Below are 18,124 nucleotides of genomic sequence, written 5' to 3'. Positions count from 1 at the left end.
TAGATACTCATCTAATCGGTAATCGGACTATGTTCTTGTCCATTCCGGCAATCGGTACAAGTTCTTGTCATCGCCTTGGGTCCCCGACATCTTAGGCTAGCTTGTACCGATAAAACAAAAAAGCCGCTAAATTAGCGACTTTCAATGGGTCCATCAAACGGGTTTTAAAAAGAATTCAATTATTAAATTTATAGTTCAACCGATGAAGTTCTTGTCTATGTAGGAGGAAATAGTTTAATAACCATTTTTAATTATTTCAACAGCTTTCTCAACATACTCGTCCCTACCTTCCATAATTCCTTCAATCGTTGGATCAAGACGAATATCAGGCTGCACTCCTATTCTTTGCGTTGGTTTTTTATCTGGATAAAATACACCAATTCCACTTATGCCAGTTTTTATATTTCCTGGAAGAGTAATATTAAATACATTGCCATCCGCTCCAGCAGTTGGCCTCCCAAGAACTATTGAATTTTCTGTTTTTCTAAGCAACATCGTTGTAAACTCACCGTTACTAATCGTATGTTCATTGATTAGAATCACAATTTTCCCTTTAAAAACCTCGTCATCTGTCCGTTGAGGCTTCCCTGAGGTAAGAGGTTCAAAATAATATTCACCTGGTACTGCACGATTAGGAAGTGATACTTTGGCAAACTCTTCCTCAGAAGGGATCAGATATTGGGCCAATTTATAGTCAACTGAGCTAGAAGGATAGTTTCTAAGATCAACAATCAGACCTTTAGTGTCCCACCATTTTTTCATGATGCTATCAATCTCGCCATCTTCCAACAGACCGGCATTAATATAGTAGATCTCTCCGTTCTCCATTGCTTGTGATTTCGTATAAACAAAGTAATTATTCTCTTCTAGGCTGCTCGTCGCACTTATGTTCATTGTTTTTCCCTGTCGAATGACAGTAACGTCCATATTCTTTTGATGAGTTCGGAATAATGCATTATAGACATGTCCTGACGTGTCTTCTCGTGATTGTGAGATGTATTTTCTTCTATCTCCTAATAATTCATCAATATTATTATCACCTACTTTTAGTACAATGTCTCCGACCTCAAGTCCACATTTGTTATGGACTGTACTTATAACAATCTGATTGTTAATTTCAACAAAGTTTACGGGAAGCCGATACGTTCCAAAATACTCAGTAATGGACTCTCTATTTTTGCCACTCAAATAAACATGAGAATCGTGTACTCTAGTTGTTAGTTCTGCTAATGTCATGAAATAGGAATGATAATCAGATCCATCTATCATTTTAGGAATAAAATCTATAAGTACTTGATCCCAATCCTCTTCGATGACATCTTTATAAGGAAAATAGTATTCGATAATATTCCAATAGCGGAATAAGCCAAGCAACCTGTAGCCCGTGTCATCAAATTTCATATTAGTATAAGCGTTTTCATTATGCATAATCCCTAAGGGTGATTCATCATTAAAGCTAACGTATGCATTTTTTCGTTCTGAAATGTTAGAATCTAAAATCTTAGATAATTCAAGACTCAGATCTGTTCCAAGATATTCCTCATCCTCGGACCAATCTGTGGTTGGACTGAGTTGTATGGAATCTTCGGAAAACTGGTATTGCTGTTCAAGATCCCCGGAAATGCTCTCATTACCCAGCGTATGAACCCAATCATAGAGAATTGAATTCACATCCGAATTTTCTTCTAAAATAGAAGGCATCACCCGAAATAGCTCATAATCCCAATTTATATCCCCAGATACAACCTTAGGATGGTAATATTTTACCATTCCCCATACCTTACTGAGCTTAGCAAAATCCTCGATCTTCTGTTCAGAAAGGCTGGAAAATTTCATTCCACTTCCTTGGTCATACTCCTGCTTCTGCTTCTGCTTCTGCTCCTGCTCTTTCACTTGCTCAAGCTGATGAGTCTCTTGTGATGCAAAACATCCTGCAGTCATGAGGATAAACAATACACTGATAAATACAAAGAACATCCGGTTTCTTCGTTTTTTTAGTTTCACCGTTTTCCACCTTTCAGCTCAATAATTTATCTTTTTTCTTGTAAATCTTTTAGAATACATTCTCACTTTTCACTCTGTAACCGTTCGTCTACTCCTTTTTATTTCATATATTACACCAAATAAAGGAATATGTAAAATTCTTCCTGCTACTACAACAAAAGCAGCTGATCTAGGTGATCAGCTGCTTTCTTATTTTGATCGTGCTTTCGTTTCCCGTTACTTTAATGGAAAATTCAATTTGCCTTCACTGCTTTGTCTTAATTAAGCATTTCTTAATAGGGCATTATACTAAAATAAATACTTGGGATTCTGCTCAGCTCTTACTTCCACAAGCTGGTATAAACTTATTATAAGCATTTAATGAATGAGATTCCGTTGTTACGGATAACTTTGCTTCCAACGAAGGTCAATCGTCAATTCCATTAATAACTATGTCATTTCACATAACTGAACAAATTTCAAAGAATAAGAGATCCTCTGACTGCCGCTACAGAAGGAGAATCCCTATTAAAGTAACGTGCCCTTTAGGCCGTTGGGTCAACCGCACACTAAGCTGGAACGTAGGTCAACCTTATCACCTTCTCGCCAATTCGATCGCTTGCCACGAGGCGCAGCGGCGGCCGCGGACCGGCGAAGAACGGCTTGCCGTGACCCAGCACGACTGGATGGAGATAGAGTCGATACTCATCAACGAGACCGAGCTCCGTTAGACTGTGGGCCAACTCCGGTCCGGCAACTTCAATCTTTCCTTCATGCTGAGCCTTCAGCCCACGTATGGCCGCTGCGAGGTCGCCCTCGATCAGAGAAGCGTTTGGACCGACGGACTTTAACGTCCTCGACACCACCCACTTCGGTTTGCTTTGCCACGCCGCTGCGTATTCCCGTTCCGGCGCATCCCATTCTAAATGGTCTCCGTCCCAATACCGCATGGTCTCGTACATACGGCGCCCGTACAGGATGCCTGGGAGGCCGCGCACGTCGTCGATGAAATGACGGAATAGCACGGGGTCGGGCTGAAATGCCGTGTGGTCGTGGTCAACGAATCCGTCCAGAGACTGGTTCAATGCGAAAACGATCTTTGCCATGCAACTGACTCTCCTCCCTGGTTTTCTCGCACATTCATCATCAAGATTGCACGTTCCATATGCAGCCTTCTTTATGTCTAGATTTTATCATCCAACAGTATGTCCGGTTTCTCATGGATTGCTAATGTGCACAGTTCTGGCCTGACTGAATACTAATTTAATTTAACGAAGGATGGTAAATTAAACAATAATGCCCGTTAGTTTAATCAAAGGACGTCTACCACCGTCGATGATATTCTTTTCGGAATGTAACCATGTTCTTGTCATCAGTCGGGAATGTTATCAAGTTCTTGTCATTGTGTTTTGACAAGAACTTGATAACATCAATTCAAACAAGCCGCATAATTAGCGGCTTCTAATAGATGTTAAAAATACGTTTCTCTGTTTGGTTAATATGATGCAGTTGCACGTTGATTGTTTGTTGTTATATCAGGTGAGGTGGAAAAGGAAAATACCCATCAACTACTGCGATAGCAATGTTTTCTCCTGTAAGATGCGATGGGACATCGAGGAAATCGCTTATGGATGGCCATTCCATGTTCTTAGCTTCCTTCTAAAAATACAATCGATCAGCAAGTTGTACCTTATTTAATTTGTCCCGTCCTTTTCAGTTCATATAAATCTTTTATTATGATTTTAATATTTCAACACTGCTTGACATGTGAATTAAATACCGTTATAGTGTGAATCAATTCACGCCTCACATAAAGGAGTAATCTATGCCAAAAAGTACTTTCTTTCGTTTAGATGAAGCAAGGCGCGAGGAAATATCTAAAAGCGCTATGCATCTTTTTGTTGATCATCTTTACGAGGATATAACTATGAAGATGGTTTTGGATAGTTTGTCCATGCACCCCGGAACATTTTATCGGTATTTTGAAGACAAAGATGACTTATATTGTCTCTTAATACGTAATGTGACCCAGAAAAGAGCTGCGTATTTTAATAACAGTAATGAAGATTCCCTCCTCCAGTTTTTCCTTACTGGCTTATTTGGTAGCGTTAATGGCATTGTGACCGAGCCGCTGAATGAGTTGGAAATCAAACTCACTGAAACACTTTTAAACATTCCTGAGAACATTTTGCTTAAAATATATCTGAATGTGCTGAAGGGCGAGTCATTCCCCTTAATCAAGGACATTTTACGCCGAATGAGAGTTGATGGATATCTCCGACCTGATATTGACGACGACCTTATTTCTTTTATGTTTGAGTCGATGCAGTTTAATTTAGTCATGTTTTTTAGGGAATTCAATATTAAGGACTCTACGCTGCAACATAAGATTAGCAAGTATTTTACTGACTTTATGAGTCATGGGCTGCTTGAAGATCATAAATATGCTGAAATGGTTCGCGATCTCAAGAAAGCCAAGGAGTAGATATGATTCACCGAGGATTGGATGTAATCGTTTCACAGTTTTGAAAAGCGCTTATAGCGCAATGTATGTATTTCACATTCGCCACTTTTAGTATTAGGGGGGAACAAGAAAATGAAAACTTTTGACGCATTTCCAGAACCAATCGGCAGCTATGCTGTCGGTCGAACCCAGATGGATTTTGAGTATACGGCATCAGATCATTCAATAAGAGAACTGACTGCGTTTGTGTACTATCCGTCCGACAGTAGCGAAGGTAAGACTACATCAACGTACATGTTTCCTGAAGTCTACGAAATGCTTGATGAGCAGCCACTTCTCGCTCCGTTGAAGGATGCTTACTCTATAGATATCAAGACCCAGTGTTACGACGATCTTGCTCTCTCCTGGAAGGAAAAGCGCTATCCGGTATTATTCTATGTCTGCGGCGGGGGCGGTTCTCCAGAATGGGGTACCGTGATCTGTACTGACTTGGCAAGCATGGGATATGTTGTGGTAAGCATCGGGCATCAGAATAGCACGATGTATAAGCGTAAAGATGGGCGCCTGTTTAATGTATCAAAGGATTTTTCGGATGTCATTATGGCGTTTTCTGAAGATCCGGAGATGGTGGCGTTGGCTGGTAAGATGGAGATGCGGCCTGACGATGAAACAGCCATTGAGATGTGCCAAAACGTGCTTACACTGCCGATACTTGCCAAGTTAACAGAGTATAGCGAATTACAGGCAGAAGATGTAAGGTATGTAGCCGATTATCTTTATAAACTGGACTCTGGAGAGCTGAATTCCATCTTTAAGGGAAGATTGTTGCTTGACTTCGGCATGGGCATAGTCGGACATTCTTATGGAGGGCCTACGACGGCGATGGTTTGCCGGGACGACGACCGGTTCGCCTGCGGGATTGGCTTGGATAGCGGCGCGTTCGGCCTTCAGGGCAGCGACCTAAAGAAACCCTTCTTGCTACTGTTTTGCGAACCTAACTATAACATGAATGCGATAATTGGCGCTAACAATAGCATGGAAACCTATTATTTCTCTGTTGATCGTGTTGCGCATTTAGATTACTGCGACATCGTGTTTACCAGTGTTAATGAGGAACTCAGAGGCGAACGGGATGCTGTGGAGATGCGAAATCTTGTTACAGACTATACCAAGAACTTTTTTGATCATTACATACTGCAGAAGGCCGCAAGTGTGGAAAGTCTGGCATACGATGGCGTGGACTTGATCAAGAAGACCAGCAACAAGTGACATAACCAAGCGGTTGCTGATAAACGCATGTCAAAGAGCTAGTTGTACAGACAGAGAGCCGATAACCCTATTACGCGGTTATCGGCTCTCTCATATTTCAGGGATTGTTTTCAACTTGAGATGGTAAGCGGTGTTTTCAGCGTTGAAGAACACACTTGAAGATGTTAGTAATAGGCTGAACTCTAACAGACATTGAGATTACAAGCCAAAGCTTCTCCTTTGCATTATATTTATTTTTGTGTATCCATGACAACTAAAACATTTACCTTTCTTCCGGTGGACTGGATTGGTTCAGGTTCACACCGGTGACAGGAATCGATTGATTAAAAGCCATAATAGTGAACTCCACATAAGGACTTGCTTTATGTGTATCCGTTTCGCGGTATCCAACCCAGTACGTTCCGGGCGGCAGATTGGCAAGTGTATCACCTTCTACATTTAATCAGGCGACCCTATGATCTGAAGACCATTCCACGGAATCATTCACCCCGGTGATGCGTCCATCATTGGCGCCAGCCGCTGTTTCATCGACTTTCCCAAGACCCTCTGGCGCAGCCTATGGTCCTCCTATGACCATAGCTTTGAAATCATCAAAATCGATGGAGGCATTGGCGTATCCGTCAATCCCAAACAGTTGTCCGATCAGCTTGTCACCGCCTGTATGGCGGAAATTGTAATCCGTAGCTACCGGAACATCGTCGAGGTAGACGGTGTAGGTCTTGTTATCCCAGTTGGACACCATTTTGATTTTGTACCATGTATTGTAGGACACGTTTTGGACTGCTTTCTTGGATCCGCCGTTCTGTACAATAAACTTACCGGTATCAAAAGCAGTGACCATCGAATAATTGCCGGTACCGCTGTCGTTTCTCATCATGGCGCCATTCGCGTATGGGAAGCTGCTGTTTAATCTGGCGCGGTATTCGATGACGATGCGCTGATCCGCCCCAGCCTTTACCTCGCCTGTATATGGCAGGAACAGGTTTGCCTTGCCCGAGGTAGCGGTCGTGGTCAGTCGAAGAAATTTATTCCCGTCCTCTTCCTTTACCGTTGCGGTAGCTCCATTGGTCAGATCTTCGGTGGTGATACCGTAAGGGTATTTGCCTACCGTATCGCCGGAGAAATCCCGGTAAGCTTTATAGACAACGCCATCCTGTACGAGGTTAAGTGAAGCTAACAGAGCCTCTTCCGCTTGAGCGAGATTATCCAGCTGCCCGTCAAACTGCTCTTTGCTCAGATCCGGGTTGGAGGCCATCTCTTCTGCTTTATCCACCTCGGCCACAAAAGCGTCATACTTGGATTGGCTATAGTTGCCTAACCCCGTGCCCAACGGATAAGAGAAATTCGCCAGTCTATTGCGGAGCTGATTCACAATGTCATCAAGGCCCCATCCTGCAACAACTTCTACGGGTACAGTGGAAGGAATATCTCGGCCATCCACCTTCAGAATGACTGGCACCTGAACCGTACCAAGAGAGCTGAAGTCCATCCCCTCTGGCTTCCAGCTGACAACTTCCACCGTCATCGACTCGCTATTGTATACAACATCCACAACGCTTGGCGGATCAGGAGTCACTCCGGAAGGAGTCTTCACTTCGGAAACCACCTGAACTGCATCAGAAGCCTCGATTACCGTCAATTGGATTGCCGTTTTGCTGCCGTTGTATTCGGCTGTAATAAGAGCTGTACCCGGTTTATCTGCGTATACCGATGGGGTGACCGAGACAGTATCAATCCGGGCCACCCCAGGATCGCTGCTGGTATACTGAGTATCCGCTGTCACATTCTTCATTTCATAGTTGTTATAGAGAGCAGTTACCTGCAATGGACGGCTTCGCTGTCCGCTGGTCAGGACGCTGTCCAATCCGCTCATGTCAAGAGACTGCACCGATCTGGGCTCTGCGACTACGGTTACCGCGGCCGTTGTTGTTTTCCCATGATATGTCGCGGTAATTGTCGTACTGCCCGCCCCGACAGCTTTAATCTGATTCCCTTCATCAATAATGGCTACCTTTGTGTCGGAAGAACTGAAGATAGCTCCTGTATCGATTGCGGTATAGGTAGCGCCCGTAACCGTATACAGGGGCAAACTGCGGGTTTCGTTCAACCCCAGGGTGAATCCCGGGAATTCAAATAAAATTTCCGATGTATCCAGCTTAAATAGATCCATACTGTCGATTTCGGCCAGATTGCTCCCTTTCGAGAAGCGGATGATGTTGTCGCCTCCCTTAAGGAAGACTTTCGCCGTGGAGGCTCCCCAACGATTCGGGCCAGAATAGACGATGTTCAATTTGGCACCGGAGCTGCCGTTGACCGACAATATATGGGAGGCATCCGCCGCATTGGGGGAGCCGTTGGCATTGCGCACGGACAGGTTATAGAATCCCGCCTCCGGCACATTTACTGTAAACTGTGCATAATCATTGGCGTTCTTGATACCCGCGATTTTCATCCCGTCTGATGCGGTGCTTTCCCGCAGGACAGCCGGAAAAGTTTCTCCATTCGGATCCTTCACCAGCAACGCATGTTCCGCTTCATAGCGCTTCCGCATCGGCTCACCGGAAGGTATGGCAATCGGTATGTTCGGATCTACCGGCGCTCCCAGGTTCGGCGTATTGTCGTCATTCCAAGTGAATTTCTGTGCGTAGACTTTGCGGGTCCAGCCTGACCCCGGCCAGCGGGCAGCATGGTAAATGATCCAGTTCTCCGCACCATCAGGAGATGAGACGATACTATGGTGGCCAGGGCCATAAACACCATTGGCGCTAGAAAAGATCGGCTTATCCCGCTTTACCCAGGAGCCAGGGTTCATTAAATTGTCGCTAATCTTGGCCGTGATCAACCCGAGGGAGTAACTGTCTGTCCAGCTTCCGTTGGCCGAATAGATCAGATTGATGGTGTCGCCCTTTATAGTGACCTCGGGGCCTTCATTGATCCTCCCCGGGGAAGTTTCCCAGTCATATTCAGGCGTTGAAATCAGGACCCGTTCTGAACTGATGGTCCGCGGATCGCTCATTTTTGCAATATATAAATTTTGAAAGCTTCCGTCAGTTTCCTCCCAGCCGGACCAAATAAAATAGCGATCCTCATTTACAGTCAGCACAGTGCCGTCAATTGCCCAACGATCGGTGGAATCGGTAATCTTCCCTTTGAACTTCCAGGTTCCCGTCATCGGATTATCACTGGTGTTCTCCAGCACGTACATACGGTGGTTTGCGTTGGTTCCGTTGTCGGCTGCGAAGTAAATATACCATTTGAATTGGCCGTCGTTATCTTTGAGATAGTGCATTTCAGGCGCCCAAACATTGGAACTGTACATGGTACCCTTAACCGGTGTCCAGGCAAGGCTTCTCTCGCCCGCCTCAATGCCGGTAATGGTCTTCGTTCTGCGGATCATGATTCCGCTGGCATTGACAAAGACATTGTAGTAGTAGCCGTCCGTATGCTTGTAAACCCAAGGATCGGCCCCTGTTTGCATGATAACATTGTAGAAATCAGACACATCCTTTCCCTCCTGCCGGGATGCTAAATTCGCCCTATCTGGCGGTTGCTCTGCCGCCATAGCCGCTCCGTTCCATTGTGGCAGTATCAGCAGCACTGCGAGACAAAACAGCAAATACCTGAATCTTTTCCGATCCCATAAAACCGCTTTCAACCTCATCCATCCCCCTGTCATTGATTTTTTCAGCCATGTCTTCATTCTACTTTCAGAGAAAATTTAAAAAATGTACTATCTTAAATGGTTTTGGTAACCGTTTTAGAAAAAGTGTCTTGACCTTCGGATTATACTTAACCATCTCAACGTCTGATTATTATCGCCGGGAATTCGAAGAAAAAAAGGACACAATCCCCAATGGAAGGGATGTGTCCTGAAGAAAAACAATACATTGTTGGGAGTGTGTCCGGCTATCGACATAACCTTACTCTTCCGAAGGTTTGCGGTTGTTTAGCAGCTTTGGAATCCTCACGGTCACGGTCGTCCCATGGCCGAGTTGGCTTTGTATGGCGATCCCGTAATCCTCTCCAAACAATAGCCGGAGCCTGTTATGGATATTGGAAAGTCCGATGCTTGTAGCAGGTTGGCCATCTGGTGCAGGTTCAGGGGATGCCATGCCCAGCTTAGCCTGAAGGGAAGCCAATTGCTCCGGCTCCATTCCCTTCCCGGTATCCGTGATTTGGAAGCACAAGTCCCCATGCGCATCTATGCTCCCGGTAACTTGAAGCCGGCCCCCTAGATCCATCCGCTCCAGCCCATGATAGACCGCATTCTCCACAATGGGTTGGAGAATCATCTTGGGGGTTTGCATCTCCAGGAGTCCCTCGTCCACATCGATCTCGATGATAAATTTATTCTCGTACCGGATGGCGATAATGTTCATATAAGCCTGAATACAGTCCAGTTCATCCTCTACCCGTACAAGATTATCTTTTTTTATACTGTACCGGAATATTTTGGACATGCAAGACGCGATTTGCGCGATCTCCCTGCTTCCGTATTCCAATCCGATGCTGCTGATGCAATTGAGCGTATTATAGAGAAAGTGGGGGTTGATCTGGCTTTGCAGGGCAGCAAACTCCGCCTGTTTCTGACTCAGCTCAGATTCATATAATCTGGCTTGGGTATTGATCATATCGCTTGCCATCTCTTCCCTTTCATTGATGACCCGGTTAATGTCGCATGCCAGCATGCCTACTTCATTGGTAGACCGGACTTTAATGCGGAAGCCCATGTCCCGGCTCCCCACTCTCTTCATATCCAGCACAAGTCCCATCACCGGACGCATCAGATTGTTCATAAAGAAACTGCCCATGATAAGCATGCTTAGAATCATCCCCATCCCCACGATAATGCTGACTTTCCGTATAGGGTTCATGTCTGCAGTAAGCTCTTGCACTGGAATCATACTCACAACCCGCCACCCGTTTGCCTGCTCCAAATCCTTAACCTGGACAAGAATATCTTCCCCATCGATCGTTGTTTTGACCCCGTTAAGCAGGATGCCCTTATCCATAGACAGAACTTCCCTGAATAACGCACCTCGGGCATTGGAATTGGTGGAGGCAATCACCTCATCCCGGCTATTCAGAATGTACAAGGTAGAGTTGGGCGTTAATTCCGTATTTTCTACAAGCCCCTGCATTTTGTCCATATTGACCAAAACGGTACAGTAACCCGTAATTTGGGAGAAATAGATTCCCCCGATGGCCTCCACAATCGGCGCTATATAAAAAAACTGTTCCGTTCCTGTTCTGTCGTCTTTTAGAATCGAGGTGAACATCCCCTTGTCCCGCAGCGAAGGATCTTCCTTATACTTCTGGATAAAGGTATCGTAACGATTAAGAAAAAAAATATCTCCGCTTGCTGATGCCGAACTGTAAAGCCGTCTTCCCCGAATATCATTAATTACGATTCCGTCTACATACGAATTAAAGGATCTCATATATTCCATGAGATCCAATGCATTTGGACCGCTGTTAAACGCCCTTTGGTAATCATCATCCACTACAGAAAATTCCTGAACCCGTCTGCTATTGACCGCAATGTTGGTGCTAACCCTGATATCACTAAATGCAGAATCAATTTTGCGGCGTGTTTGTTCTATCATCTGGTTACTGTAATGGGCGGCTCTCTTTTGGGTCAAATTAGAGAAACTATAATAATAATAAAATTCCATGACAGTAAAAATGATGATGGAGAAAAAAAAGATAAGCCATATCTGATGCTTCAATTTCAGTTTACTGATCTTCATGGCCCGCCGCTCCGTTCATATCAACTTTTTCTGAATTTGGCGGGGGTCATCCCGCAATGCTTCTTGAACACTTTATTGAAATAATAATAATCGACATACCCGGCCTGAATGGCCACTTCTTCAATGGATAGATCCGTCCGCTTCAGGAGCTCACGGGCTTTCTTGATTCTCAGCTCCGACACATATTCTGAGAAGGTTTTGCCCAGATTTTTTCTGAATAATTGACAGCAATACACCTGGTTAATAAAGAATTGGGCTGATAAATCCTTCAAATACAATTTCTGCTCAAAATGATGGTTGATATAATGGATCATCCTGTTGAAGCAGGACTGGATGTCCCCTTCCTGCATAGAGCGGCTGTTTCCTATCCTGATCGAGTCGAGAACCTCATGTAAAAAGCTGCATAGCGACTCAAAGTGTTCAAATCGTTCCTTGATCTCGGAATAATTCAGGAATTCCAGTTCCATATCCTTCAATTCCTCAGAATATGCTTTGATAAGGATCCCGACGGCTTGATTCCAAAGGTAGACAACCTCAGACATGCCAAGACGATGATCCCTGAAATATGCCTGCAGCCCTTTAATGTACGCTTCCACATCGTCAAATTGATTTCCCTGAAGGATGTGGTGGATTTCATCGATACATGGCTTCACCAGATGAAGCTTCGGCTCGTAGTGAACGACGCCCCCAGCTTCTTCAAGAAAAACCTGGGAAGCGGACAGGTCAGCTTCTTTAATGAGCTTGCTCATGTGCTTTAGTTGATTCGAGATGCTGCTGACGCCCATAACATGGATGCCCGTCTTATTCAAAACCCGCTTATCCGAATGTCCTTCCAGACAAGCCCTATGCTCCGTCATCAGGACAACTAGCATTTTTCGGGCTCCGGCTTCAACTTCCACAACATGAACAGGCTTTCCCTCCAAAGAAAGCAGGTTCCTCATATTTTTATTTTCTCCCTCGAAATAGATGGTCAACACCTGATAATAGTACACAGCTGCATCATCGGGAAGCGGTAGGAAGCTCTTGATCGCGTCCTCATTCGCCGAGGTCAGCGCATCCAGAAGAAGTTGGTTGCGCACTGTGCTTCTTCGGGAGAAGTGCACGGCCAGCTTCGCAATGAAGGGGTCAGCCTTATCGATATCCAAAGGTTTCAGGAAATAATCCAGCGCGCCATAGCGCAGCGCTTCCTGGGCATATTCAAATTCCGCATATCCGCTTACGATGACAAACTCAATGTCCAGCCCTTCTACTTTGGCCCTCTTCATCAGATCCAGTCCGGATATCTCGGGCATACGGATATCCGTAAATACCAAATCGGGTTCATTCGCTTTTATGGCATCCCATGCGGTGTAAGCGCTTTTAAATTGTCCGATAATTTCAAATCCATATTTATCCCAATCGAAGGCGTTGCGGATTCCTTTAATTGCCCACGGCTCATCATCTACAATCATGACCTTGTACATGGGTATCCTCCTGAACATATGGATTCCCCCGAATAATTGCAAAATTATTCGGGAACAGCAACGAAATAAGGATAAACCACAGACTGGTTTATCCTTATGCCATGGATTACTTGCTCTGTGCTTTGATATCTCTATAATTCTTTATATTCTCATCCTGAACAGCCTGACCGCCGGCGTCCATATATTCTTTCACCAGCTTGTCGTACAAGGCGTCGAACTCTGCCGGCTTGGCAACGACCAGCCTGTCACTCATCTGTTTGTTCATGTCACCCAACGTTTTGCCGTACTTGATACTAGCTTCGTTCGAGACGCCGTAATAAAAGCCTGTATAACCATCCGTCGTATTGATCTTGTATGAATCGACAGCCAGTTTTTCATAGCTCTGATCTCCGGCTGCTAATGCTGCTGCGTACGTTCGGACATTCTTTTCGGTATCGCCCAGCTCTGCACCGTTTACAATTAGAGTATAATCCATATTCAGATTGCTCGTTTGCATATTTTCGCCGGTTTGCGCAATCCCTTGCGGGATCCCGTTTACAAGCTTATGGTTGACGCCTTCTTCGCCAAACTGAAGGAAGAACATCACCTCCGGATCAGCCATCCAGTTCAGATACTTTATGGCCAGCTCCGCATTCTTGCTGCTTTTCGGGATGAAGGAGAAAATCCCGTTTTCGTTGTACATCTCTTTCAGGTATTTCCCCTCATCGTTTTTGAAGGTATCTACAGCAACATAGTTGGCATCAGGTGCATTTTGCTTCAGTGGTTCACGAATTTTTTGTGATAGTGGATAATCCCAGTTGGCAGCGTAGAAGCCTACCTTCCCATTGGTCACATCGGCATCCGCTTGTTTGGTTGTTTTATCCAGCGCAAAGTCGGGGCTGATCAGCTTTTCATTGTACAGTTTGTTCAGCCATTTATACGCATCCTTGGTGCCGGGCTTCAGCCAATTGGTGGTGGTAACGAATTCCTCCTCCGACATCGGACCCCAGAACGAAGGAATCAGGTTGCCAAAGGTGTAGTTCATGCCGGAAGCCGCAGTTGCCCACGGAATGACACCATCCACATTACCCGGGTTCTTGTCACGGAAAGCAACGAGGGTATTATATAATTCATCCCGATTCGTAGGAACAGGCATTCCCAGCTTATCCAGCCAATCCTTGCGGATAAACATGCCGTTCCAAGCGATCAGAGTCCGCTTGCCTGGTATCGAGATTTGTTTGCCCTCATATTTCCCGTAGGAAAGAACGTTCTCGCCCAGATAAGACTTTAATTGCTGGCCATGCTTCTCCAACAATTCATCCAGTGTATAGAGGCCACCGCTTTTTGCGAAACGGGTTACGGTATTCCCGTCGTAGGTGAAGGAAATATCAGGAGCCTCGTTGGCAGCCATCAAAACATTCAGCTTGTCGACTTCTTGGGAACGGGGGACAGGAACAAATTTTACAATGGCGTTATTAGGCTTCCCGAATTTTTCATTGACATATTTGGTCCACGTGTTGTTGTTCAAGTCCGGTTGTCCCTGAATACCTCTGTCAAACACTTCCACTGTCAAGGTTACTGGGGAACCGGAGCCCGTTTCCGATGCGTTGGCCCCTTTTGATACCGTCTCCCCATTGTTATTGCCTGCACCACCACAGCCTGCCACTCCTACGGCTAGAAGCACTGTGCTAAATAGAATTGTTGCTTTCTTCTTTATGCCCTTATACACTTTAACCACCCTTTCGTTCTGGTAATTGATTCTCTTAAATCATCCGCGAGGCCGGGATCCTCCCTTCATCATAATCTGTTTCCCCATCACCCCTTGATAGCCCCAGTCATCACACCATCCACGAAATACTTCTGCAGTTTAGGATAGATCAGCAAAATCGGAATCGTTGTAAACATGACACTTGCCGCTTTCAATGACTCAGGGACAATATAGGAGCCGACACTTCCTTCCCCTCCTTGTTGGCTATCCAACTGCTGATTGGCCGAAATGATCTGGTATAGCTTCATCTGCATAGGGTAGAGCTCTTTTTTCGTGATGTAGAACAGCGCATCCTGGAATCCATTCCATCTGTCCACCGCATAGAAAAGGCTTAATGTGGCGATCGATGGCAACGAAAGGGGAAGCACAATCTTGATGAGAATGCCCAGATCCGAACACCCGTCAATGGCTGCCGATTCCTCCAAGCTCTCCGGAAGGTTGCTGAAGAAGGTTTTCAGGATGATCATATTAAACACGCTCATGGCCCCCGGCAATACCAGGCTCCAAACCGAATTCATCATGCCTAGGTTTTTAACCAGAATATAGGAGGGAATTAAACCGCCGCTGAAATACATGGTGAAGACCAACGCCGTCAAAATAAAGTTTCTTCCCTTCAGCCGCTTCTTCGTTAACGGATACGCTGCACATATGGTCAGTAACATGCATACCAAAGTGTAGAATATCGTAAGCACAATACTGTATCCAAGCGTATACAGCATATCCATATCGCTCAATATGGTTTTGTACGTTTCTGCTGTGAAGTCTACTGGCCACAGTCCTACCTTTTGAGAAATAATCGCTTCGTTGGAACTGAAAGAAAGCGCAATCATGTACAGGAACGGTACGATACATGTGAAGGACAATGCCACGATAAATACAATGATGGCCATATCCGCTACAGTCATTTTTTTCATCTTGCGCTTATTGCTCGCCACCCTCACCATATCCCATCCTCGCCTAATTTTTTCGCAACAAAGTTTGCAGATAACAGCAGGATCAGGCCGACCACGGATTGGAACAATCCTACCGCCGTTGCCTGGGAGAAATCACCCGAACTAATACCAACTCTATACACGAAAGTACTGATAACATCAGAGTAATCGCTAACCAGTGAATTCCCCATCACAAAGGGACGGTCAAATCCGATAGAAACCATTCTTCCTATTTGGAGAATCAACAAAATATTGATGGTTGACTTAATGCCAGGCAGTGTAATATGCCACATTTTGCGAAGCCTGCTGCAGCCATCAATATCGGAGGCCTCATACAACTCCCTATTGATTCCGGTTATGGCCGCCAAATAAATGATGGTGCCCCATCCGATATTTTGCCATACGCCAACGGCAATATAAGTAATCAACCAAGGTGTTTTCTGCGACAGAAACTCGATCTTCTCCAAACCAAAGCTCGACAGGAAATTGTTGATCATGCCGCCGTTAGAAAACATCAGATAGACCATACCGCCAATAATAACCCAGGACAAAAAATGGGGCAGATACAACACGGTCTGGGTCATTTTCTTGAATTTTGCTTGTCTTACTTCATTGAGCAAAATCGCCAGAAGAATGGGCGCTGGAAAACCTGCGATCAAGTCCAGAACATTCAGGACCAGCGTATTCTTTAATGCACGGTAGAAGCTGTCCTGCTCAAAAATAAAACGGAACACATCCAGTCCTACCCATTCGCTCCCTCCAATTCCTTCAAAAATGTTGTAATCTTGGAATGCCATCACAAGGCCATAGATGGGAGCATACTTGAAAATCAGGATATAGGCCATAGGCAGCAGCAAAAGAAAATATAACAGACCGTCTCTTTTGATGTAGTACAGAAAGTTTTTTTTCCTTTTTGTTGCGCCATACTTTCGGGAGCTGTCTAAAACCGCTTTCATTTTTCCCATCCCTCCGACTGTAATAAAGAGCTCTCATGTTTATCATTCTACCTTCAGGATGAAATAAAAAAATGTACTCCCTTAAATCAATTTGGTAATAACTTAAAAAGGTAGTTGTATGTAAACTGTAGAGTGAGGAATTAGTCAGGTAAACAAAATAAAGAACCAGAGACCACTTGGTCCTGATTCATTTAAATAGGTATCATGCCTCCAAAAATACATTAGGTTAAACCTCGACATTGTAAAAAGAAGAGCCCTGAAGGAACGCCTCTAATTGGTCGGTCTACCGTTATTTGTGCGCATAGTGGCAGGCAGCTCGAATCGGTTGTAGCCCTCCATCCGGAACAGCCCGGTCGGCGTCGCCCAAGGAAGCGGATATTCACTGTACAGTTGCCGCTTCGCTGCCGCGTCTCTCATCTTCTCGGACAAGCTGGGCAGCAGGCGCACCGTGGAATCTCCATCCTCCCGCTCGGTCACGAATCGGCTGGGAATGGCACGAACGGCGCGAGCCGACTCATAGGCGCCGTTGGATACCAGCACGAAGCTTCGGCTTGCCTTGAGCGGCGAGAAGAGCGGTTTCCCTGGGGTTTCGATCGCTTCCATCAGGTTCAGATACATGCTGCACATCAAATCGGTCGGACCAAACGCCAAATCCTCTTCGGCGTCCTGTGCGCGAATGGTCAGCTTGTTCTGGTAATTCCAATGCGCTTCCCCTCGCGTTCCGTACACGGCAATCGAAGGCACTTCACTTACTTCGTGACAAAGCATGGCGTAAAAATGAACGCTCACACCGTTAGCCATAACGGCGCGAATACAGGAGACATCGTCCCCCTCGATGTCATTGACGTGGTAAAGCTCGGCCTGCACCGATTCCGGGTACAAGTCTGCTGCGCCTCCTCCGGCCGCCAGCAAGCTATGGTGCAGCAAATGAGCAAACGGATTGTTGAACGTCCCGTCCAGCATATACTGGCCGTCGCTGACCAGTCTGCCGGCCCAGCGGGTTCGATCGTAGTAAGAGCGAAGCCGTTTCCACATGCCAATGCCGACCACCTGCTCCACCTGCCCGAGCACACCGGAGCCGATCCTTTCCAGCAGCGTTCGGAACGCCTGGCCCGACGTATTCTGGAAGTTCACCTGGCACAAGCGCCCGGTCTCCATCTGCACCGCGATCATCTCGTCCAAGTCCTGAATCGTTACCGCCGGGGGCTTCTCCACCAGCACGTGAAAGCCCATCCGCATCACCTGGATGCACATCGGCTTGTGGGAGGAGATCGGCGTGACGATGACGACGAAATCGATATCCGAATGCAGCGTGAGCATCTGCACGTAGTCTATATAATGGACGGCCCCAAGCGCGGTCAGCTTGCCGTAAGACTCCTGATGAGCGCCGACATTCGGCTCCGCAAAAGCAGCAACCTGCAGGCTACCCTCTTCGACCAGCTTCTGCATGACTTTCACATGTTCAGCGCCGAATCCCCCGATCCCGATCAGCGCGGTGCGACAAATCTTCACATTCCTTCCCTCCAAAGCTATGCCTTGACGAGCCGGGAACGATTCTCC

12 protein-coding genes are annotated in these 18,124 nt (G+C 45.8%); 2 read left to right on the top strand and 10 right to left on the bottom strand.

The features are described from left to right. Positions 1 to 234 precede the first annotated feature (234 nt). Together JNUCC32_RS10130 and JNUCC32_RS10125 are read right to left on the bottom strand one after the other, a co-directional pair. Positions 235 to 2,004 (bottom strand): S41 family peptidase, encoded by a 1,770-nt coding sequence (locus tag JNUCC32_RS10130; RefSeq protein ID WP_192571893.1) that lies wholly within the window; start codon positions 2,002 to 2,004, stop codon positions 235 to 237. A 548-nt stretch (positions 2,005 to 2,552) separates the two neighbouring features. Next, on the bottom strand, positions 2,553 to 3,089 hold the full coding sequence (locus tag JNUCC32_RS10125; protein WP_192571892.1) for a dihydrofolate reductase family protein: 537 nt from the start codon (positions 3,087 to 3,089) through the stop codon (positions 2,553 to 2,555). Positions 3,090 to 3,808: 719 nt separating this feature from the next. Between JNUCC32_RS10125 and JNUCC32_RS10120 the strand changes: the two genes are divergently transcribed. Both JNUCC32_RS10120 and JNUCC32_RS10115 read left to right on the top strand, forming a co-directional pair. Beyond that, positions 3,809 to 4,468, top strand: a complete 660-nt coding sequence (locus JNUCC32_RS10120) for a TetR/AcrR family transcriptional regulator (RefSeq protein WP_192571891.1) — start codon at positions 3,809 to 3,811, stop codon at positions 4,466 to 4,468. Positions 4,469 to 4,579: 111 nt separating this feature from the next. After that, positions 4,580 to 5,716: an alpha/beta hydrolase gene (locus tag JNUCC32_RS10115; protein ID WP_192571890.1), complete on the top strand. Its 1,137-nt coding sequence runs from the start codon at positions 4,580 to 4,582 to the stop codon at positions 5,714 to 5,716. Between the two features lie 556 nt (positions 5,717 to 6,272). Here the strand turns inward: JNUCC32_RS10115 and JNUCC32_RS10110 are convergent. The 8 genes from JNUCC32_RS10110 to JNUCC32_RS10080 all read right to left on the bottom strand — a co-directional run bounded on the left by JNUCC32_RS10110 (position 6,273) and on the right by JNUCC32_RS10080 (position 18,076). Beyond that, positions 6,273 to 9,218 carry a family 43 glycosylhydrolase gene (locus tag JNUCC32_RS10110; RefSeq protein WP_228468924.1) on the bottom strand — a complete coding sequence of 982 codons (2,946 nt, stop codon included), beginning with the start codon at positions 9,216 to 9,218 and terminating at the stop codon, positions 6,273 to 6,275. Between the two features lie 34 nt (positions 9,219 to 9,252). Next, positions 9,253 to 9,408, bottom strand: coding sequence for a hypothetical protein (locus JNUCC32_RS31570; RefSeq protein ID WP_228468923.1), 156 nt, complete (start codon positions 9,406 to 9,408; stop codon positions 9,253 to 9,255). 228 nt (positions 9,409 to 9,636) lie between these two features. Further along, positions 9,637 to 11,220 (bottom strand): sensor histidine kinase, encoded by a 1,584-nt coding sequence (locus tag JNUCC32_RS10105; RefSeq protein WP_228468922.1) that lies wholly within the window; start codon positions 11,218 to 11,220, stop codon positions 9,637 to 9,639. 266 nt (positions 11,221 to 11,486) lie between these two features. Next, on the bottom strand, positions 11,487 to 12,929 hold the full coding sequence (locus JNUCC32_RS10100) for a response regulator (RefSeq protein WP_192571888.1): 1,443 nt from the start codon (positions 12,927 to 12,929) through the stop codon (positions 11,487 to 11,489). Between the two features lie 106 nt (positions 12,930 to 13,035). Continuing rightward, positions 13,036 to 14,637: an extracellular solute-binding protein gene (locus tag JNUCC32_RS10095; protein WP_192571887.1), complete on the bottom strand. Its 1,602-nt coding sequence runs from the start codon at positions 14,635 to 14,637 to the stop codon at positions 13,036 to 13,038. Positions 14,638 to 14,723: 86 nt separating this feature from the next. Further along, positions 14,724 to 15,620 (bottom strand): carbohydrate ABC transporter permease, encoded by an 897-nt coding sequence (locus JNUCC32_RS10090; protein WP_192571886.1) that lies wholly within the window; start codon positions 15,618 to 15,620, stop codon positions 14,724 to 14,726. Next, on the bottom strand, positions 15,614 to 16,564 hold the full coding sequence (locus tag JNUCC32_RS10085) for an ABC transporter permease (protein WP_192571885.1): 951 nt from the start codon (positions 16,562 to 16,564) through the stop codon (positions 15,614 to 15,616). The genes JNUCC32_RS10090 and JNUCC32_RS10085 overlap by 7 nt, the downstream gene beginning before the upstream one ends. 270 nt (positions 16,565 to 16,834) lie before the next feature. Beyond that, complete coding sequence (locus JNUCC32_RS10080) at positions 16,835 to 18,076, bottom strand: Gfo/Idh/MocA family protein (RefSeq protein WP_192571884.1); 1,242 nt, start codon at positions 18,074 to 18,076, stop codon at positions 16,835 to 16,837. Positions 18,077 to 18,124: the final 48 nt, after the last annotated feature.

This window comes from Paenibacillus sp. JNUCC32, from assembly GCF_014863545.1.
GTDB lineage: Bacteria > Bacillota > Bacilli > Paenibacillales > Paenibacillaceae > Paenibacillus_AQ > Paenibacillus_AQ lautus_A.
Note: the sequence above shows the minus strand (reverse complement) of the source record. Positions and strands in the feature narration are given on the sequence as shown.

Coding starts and splice junctions, on each gene's coding strand:
- JNUCC32_RS10125 (WP_192571892.1), bottom strand. CDS start 3,089: ATGGCAAAGATCGTTTTCGCATTGAACCAGTCTCTGGACGGATTCGTT.
- JNUCC32_RS10120 (WP_192571891.1), top strand. CDS start 3,809: ATGCCAAAAAGTACTTTCTTTCGTTTAGATGAAGCAAGGCGCGAGGAA.
- JNUCC32_RS10115 (WP_192571890.1), top strand. CDS start 4,580: ATGAAAACTTTTGACGCATTTCCAGAACCAATCGGCAGCTATGCTGTC.
- JNUCC32_RS31570 (WP_228468923.1), bottom strand. CDS start 9,408: ATGGCTGAAAAAATCAATGACAGGGGGATGGATGAGGTTGAAAGCGGT.
- JNUCC32_RS10100 (WP_192571888.1), bottom strand. CDS start 12,929: ATGTACAAGGTCATGATTGTAGATGATGAGCCGTGGGCAATTAAAGGA.
- JNUCC32_RS10090 (WP_192571886.1), bottom strand. CDS start 15,620: ATGGTGAGGGTGGCGAGCAATAAGCGCAAGATGAAAAAAATGACTGTA.
- JNUCC32_RS10085 (WP_192571885.1), bottom strand. CDS start 16,564: ATGAAAGCGGTTTTAGACAGCTCCCGAAAGTATGGCGCAACAAAAAGG.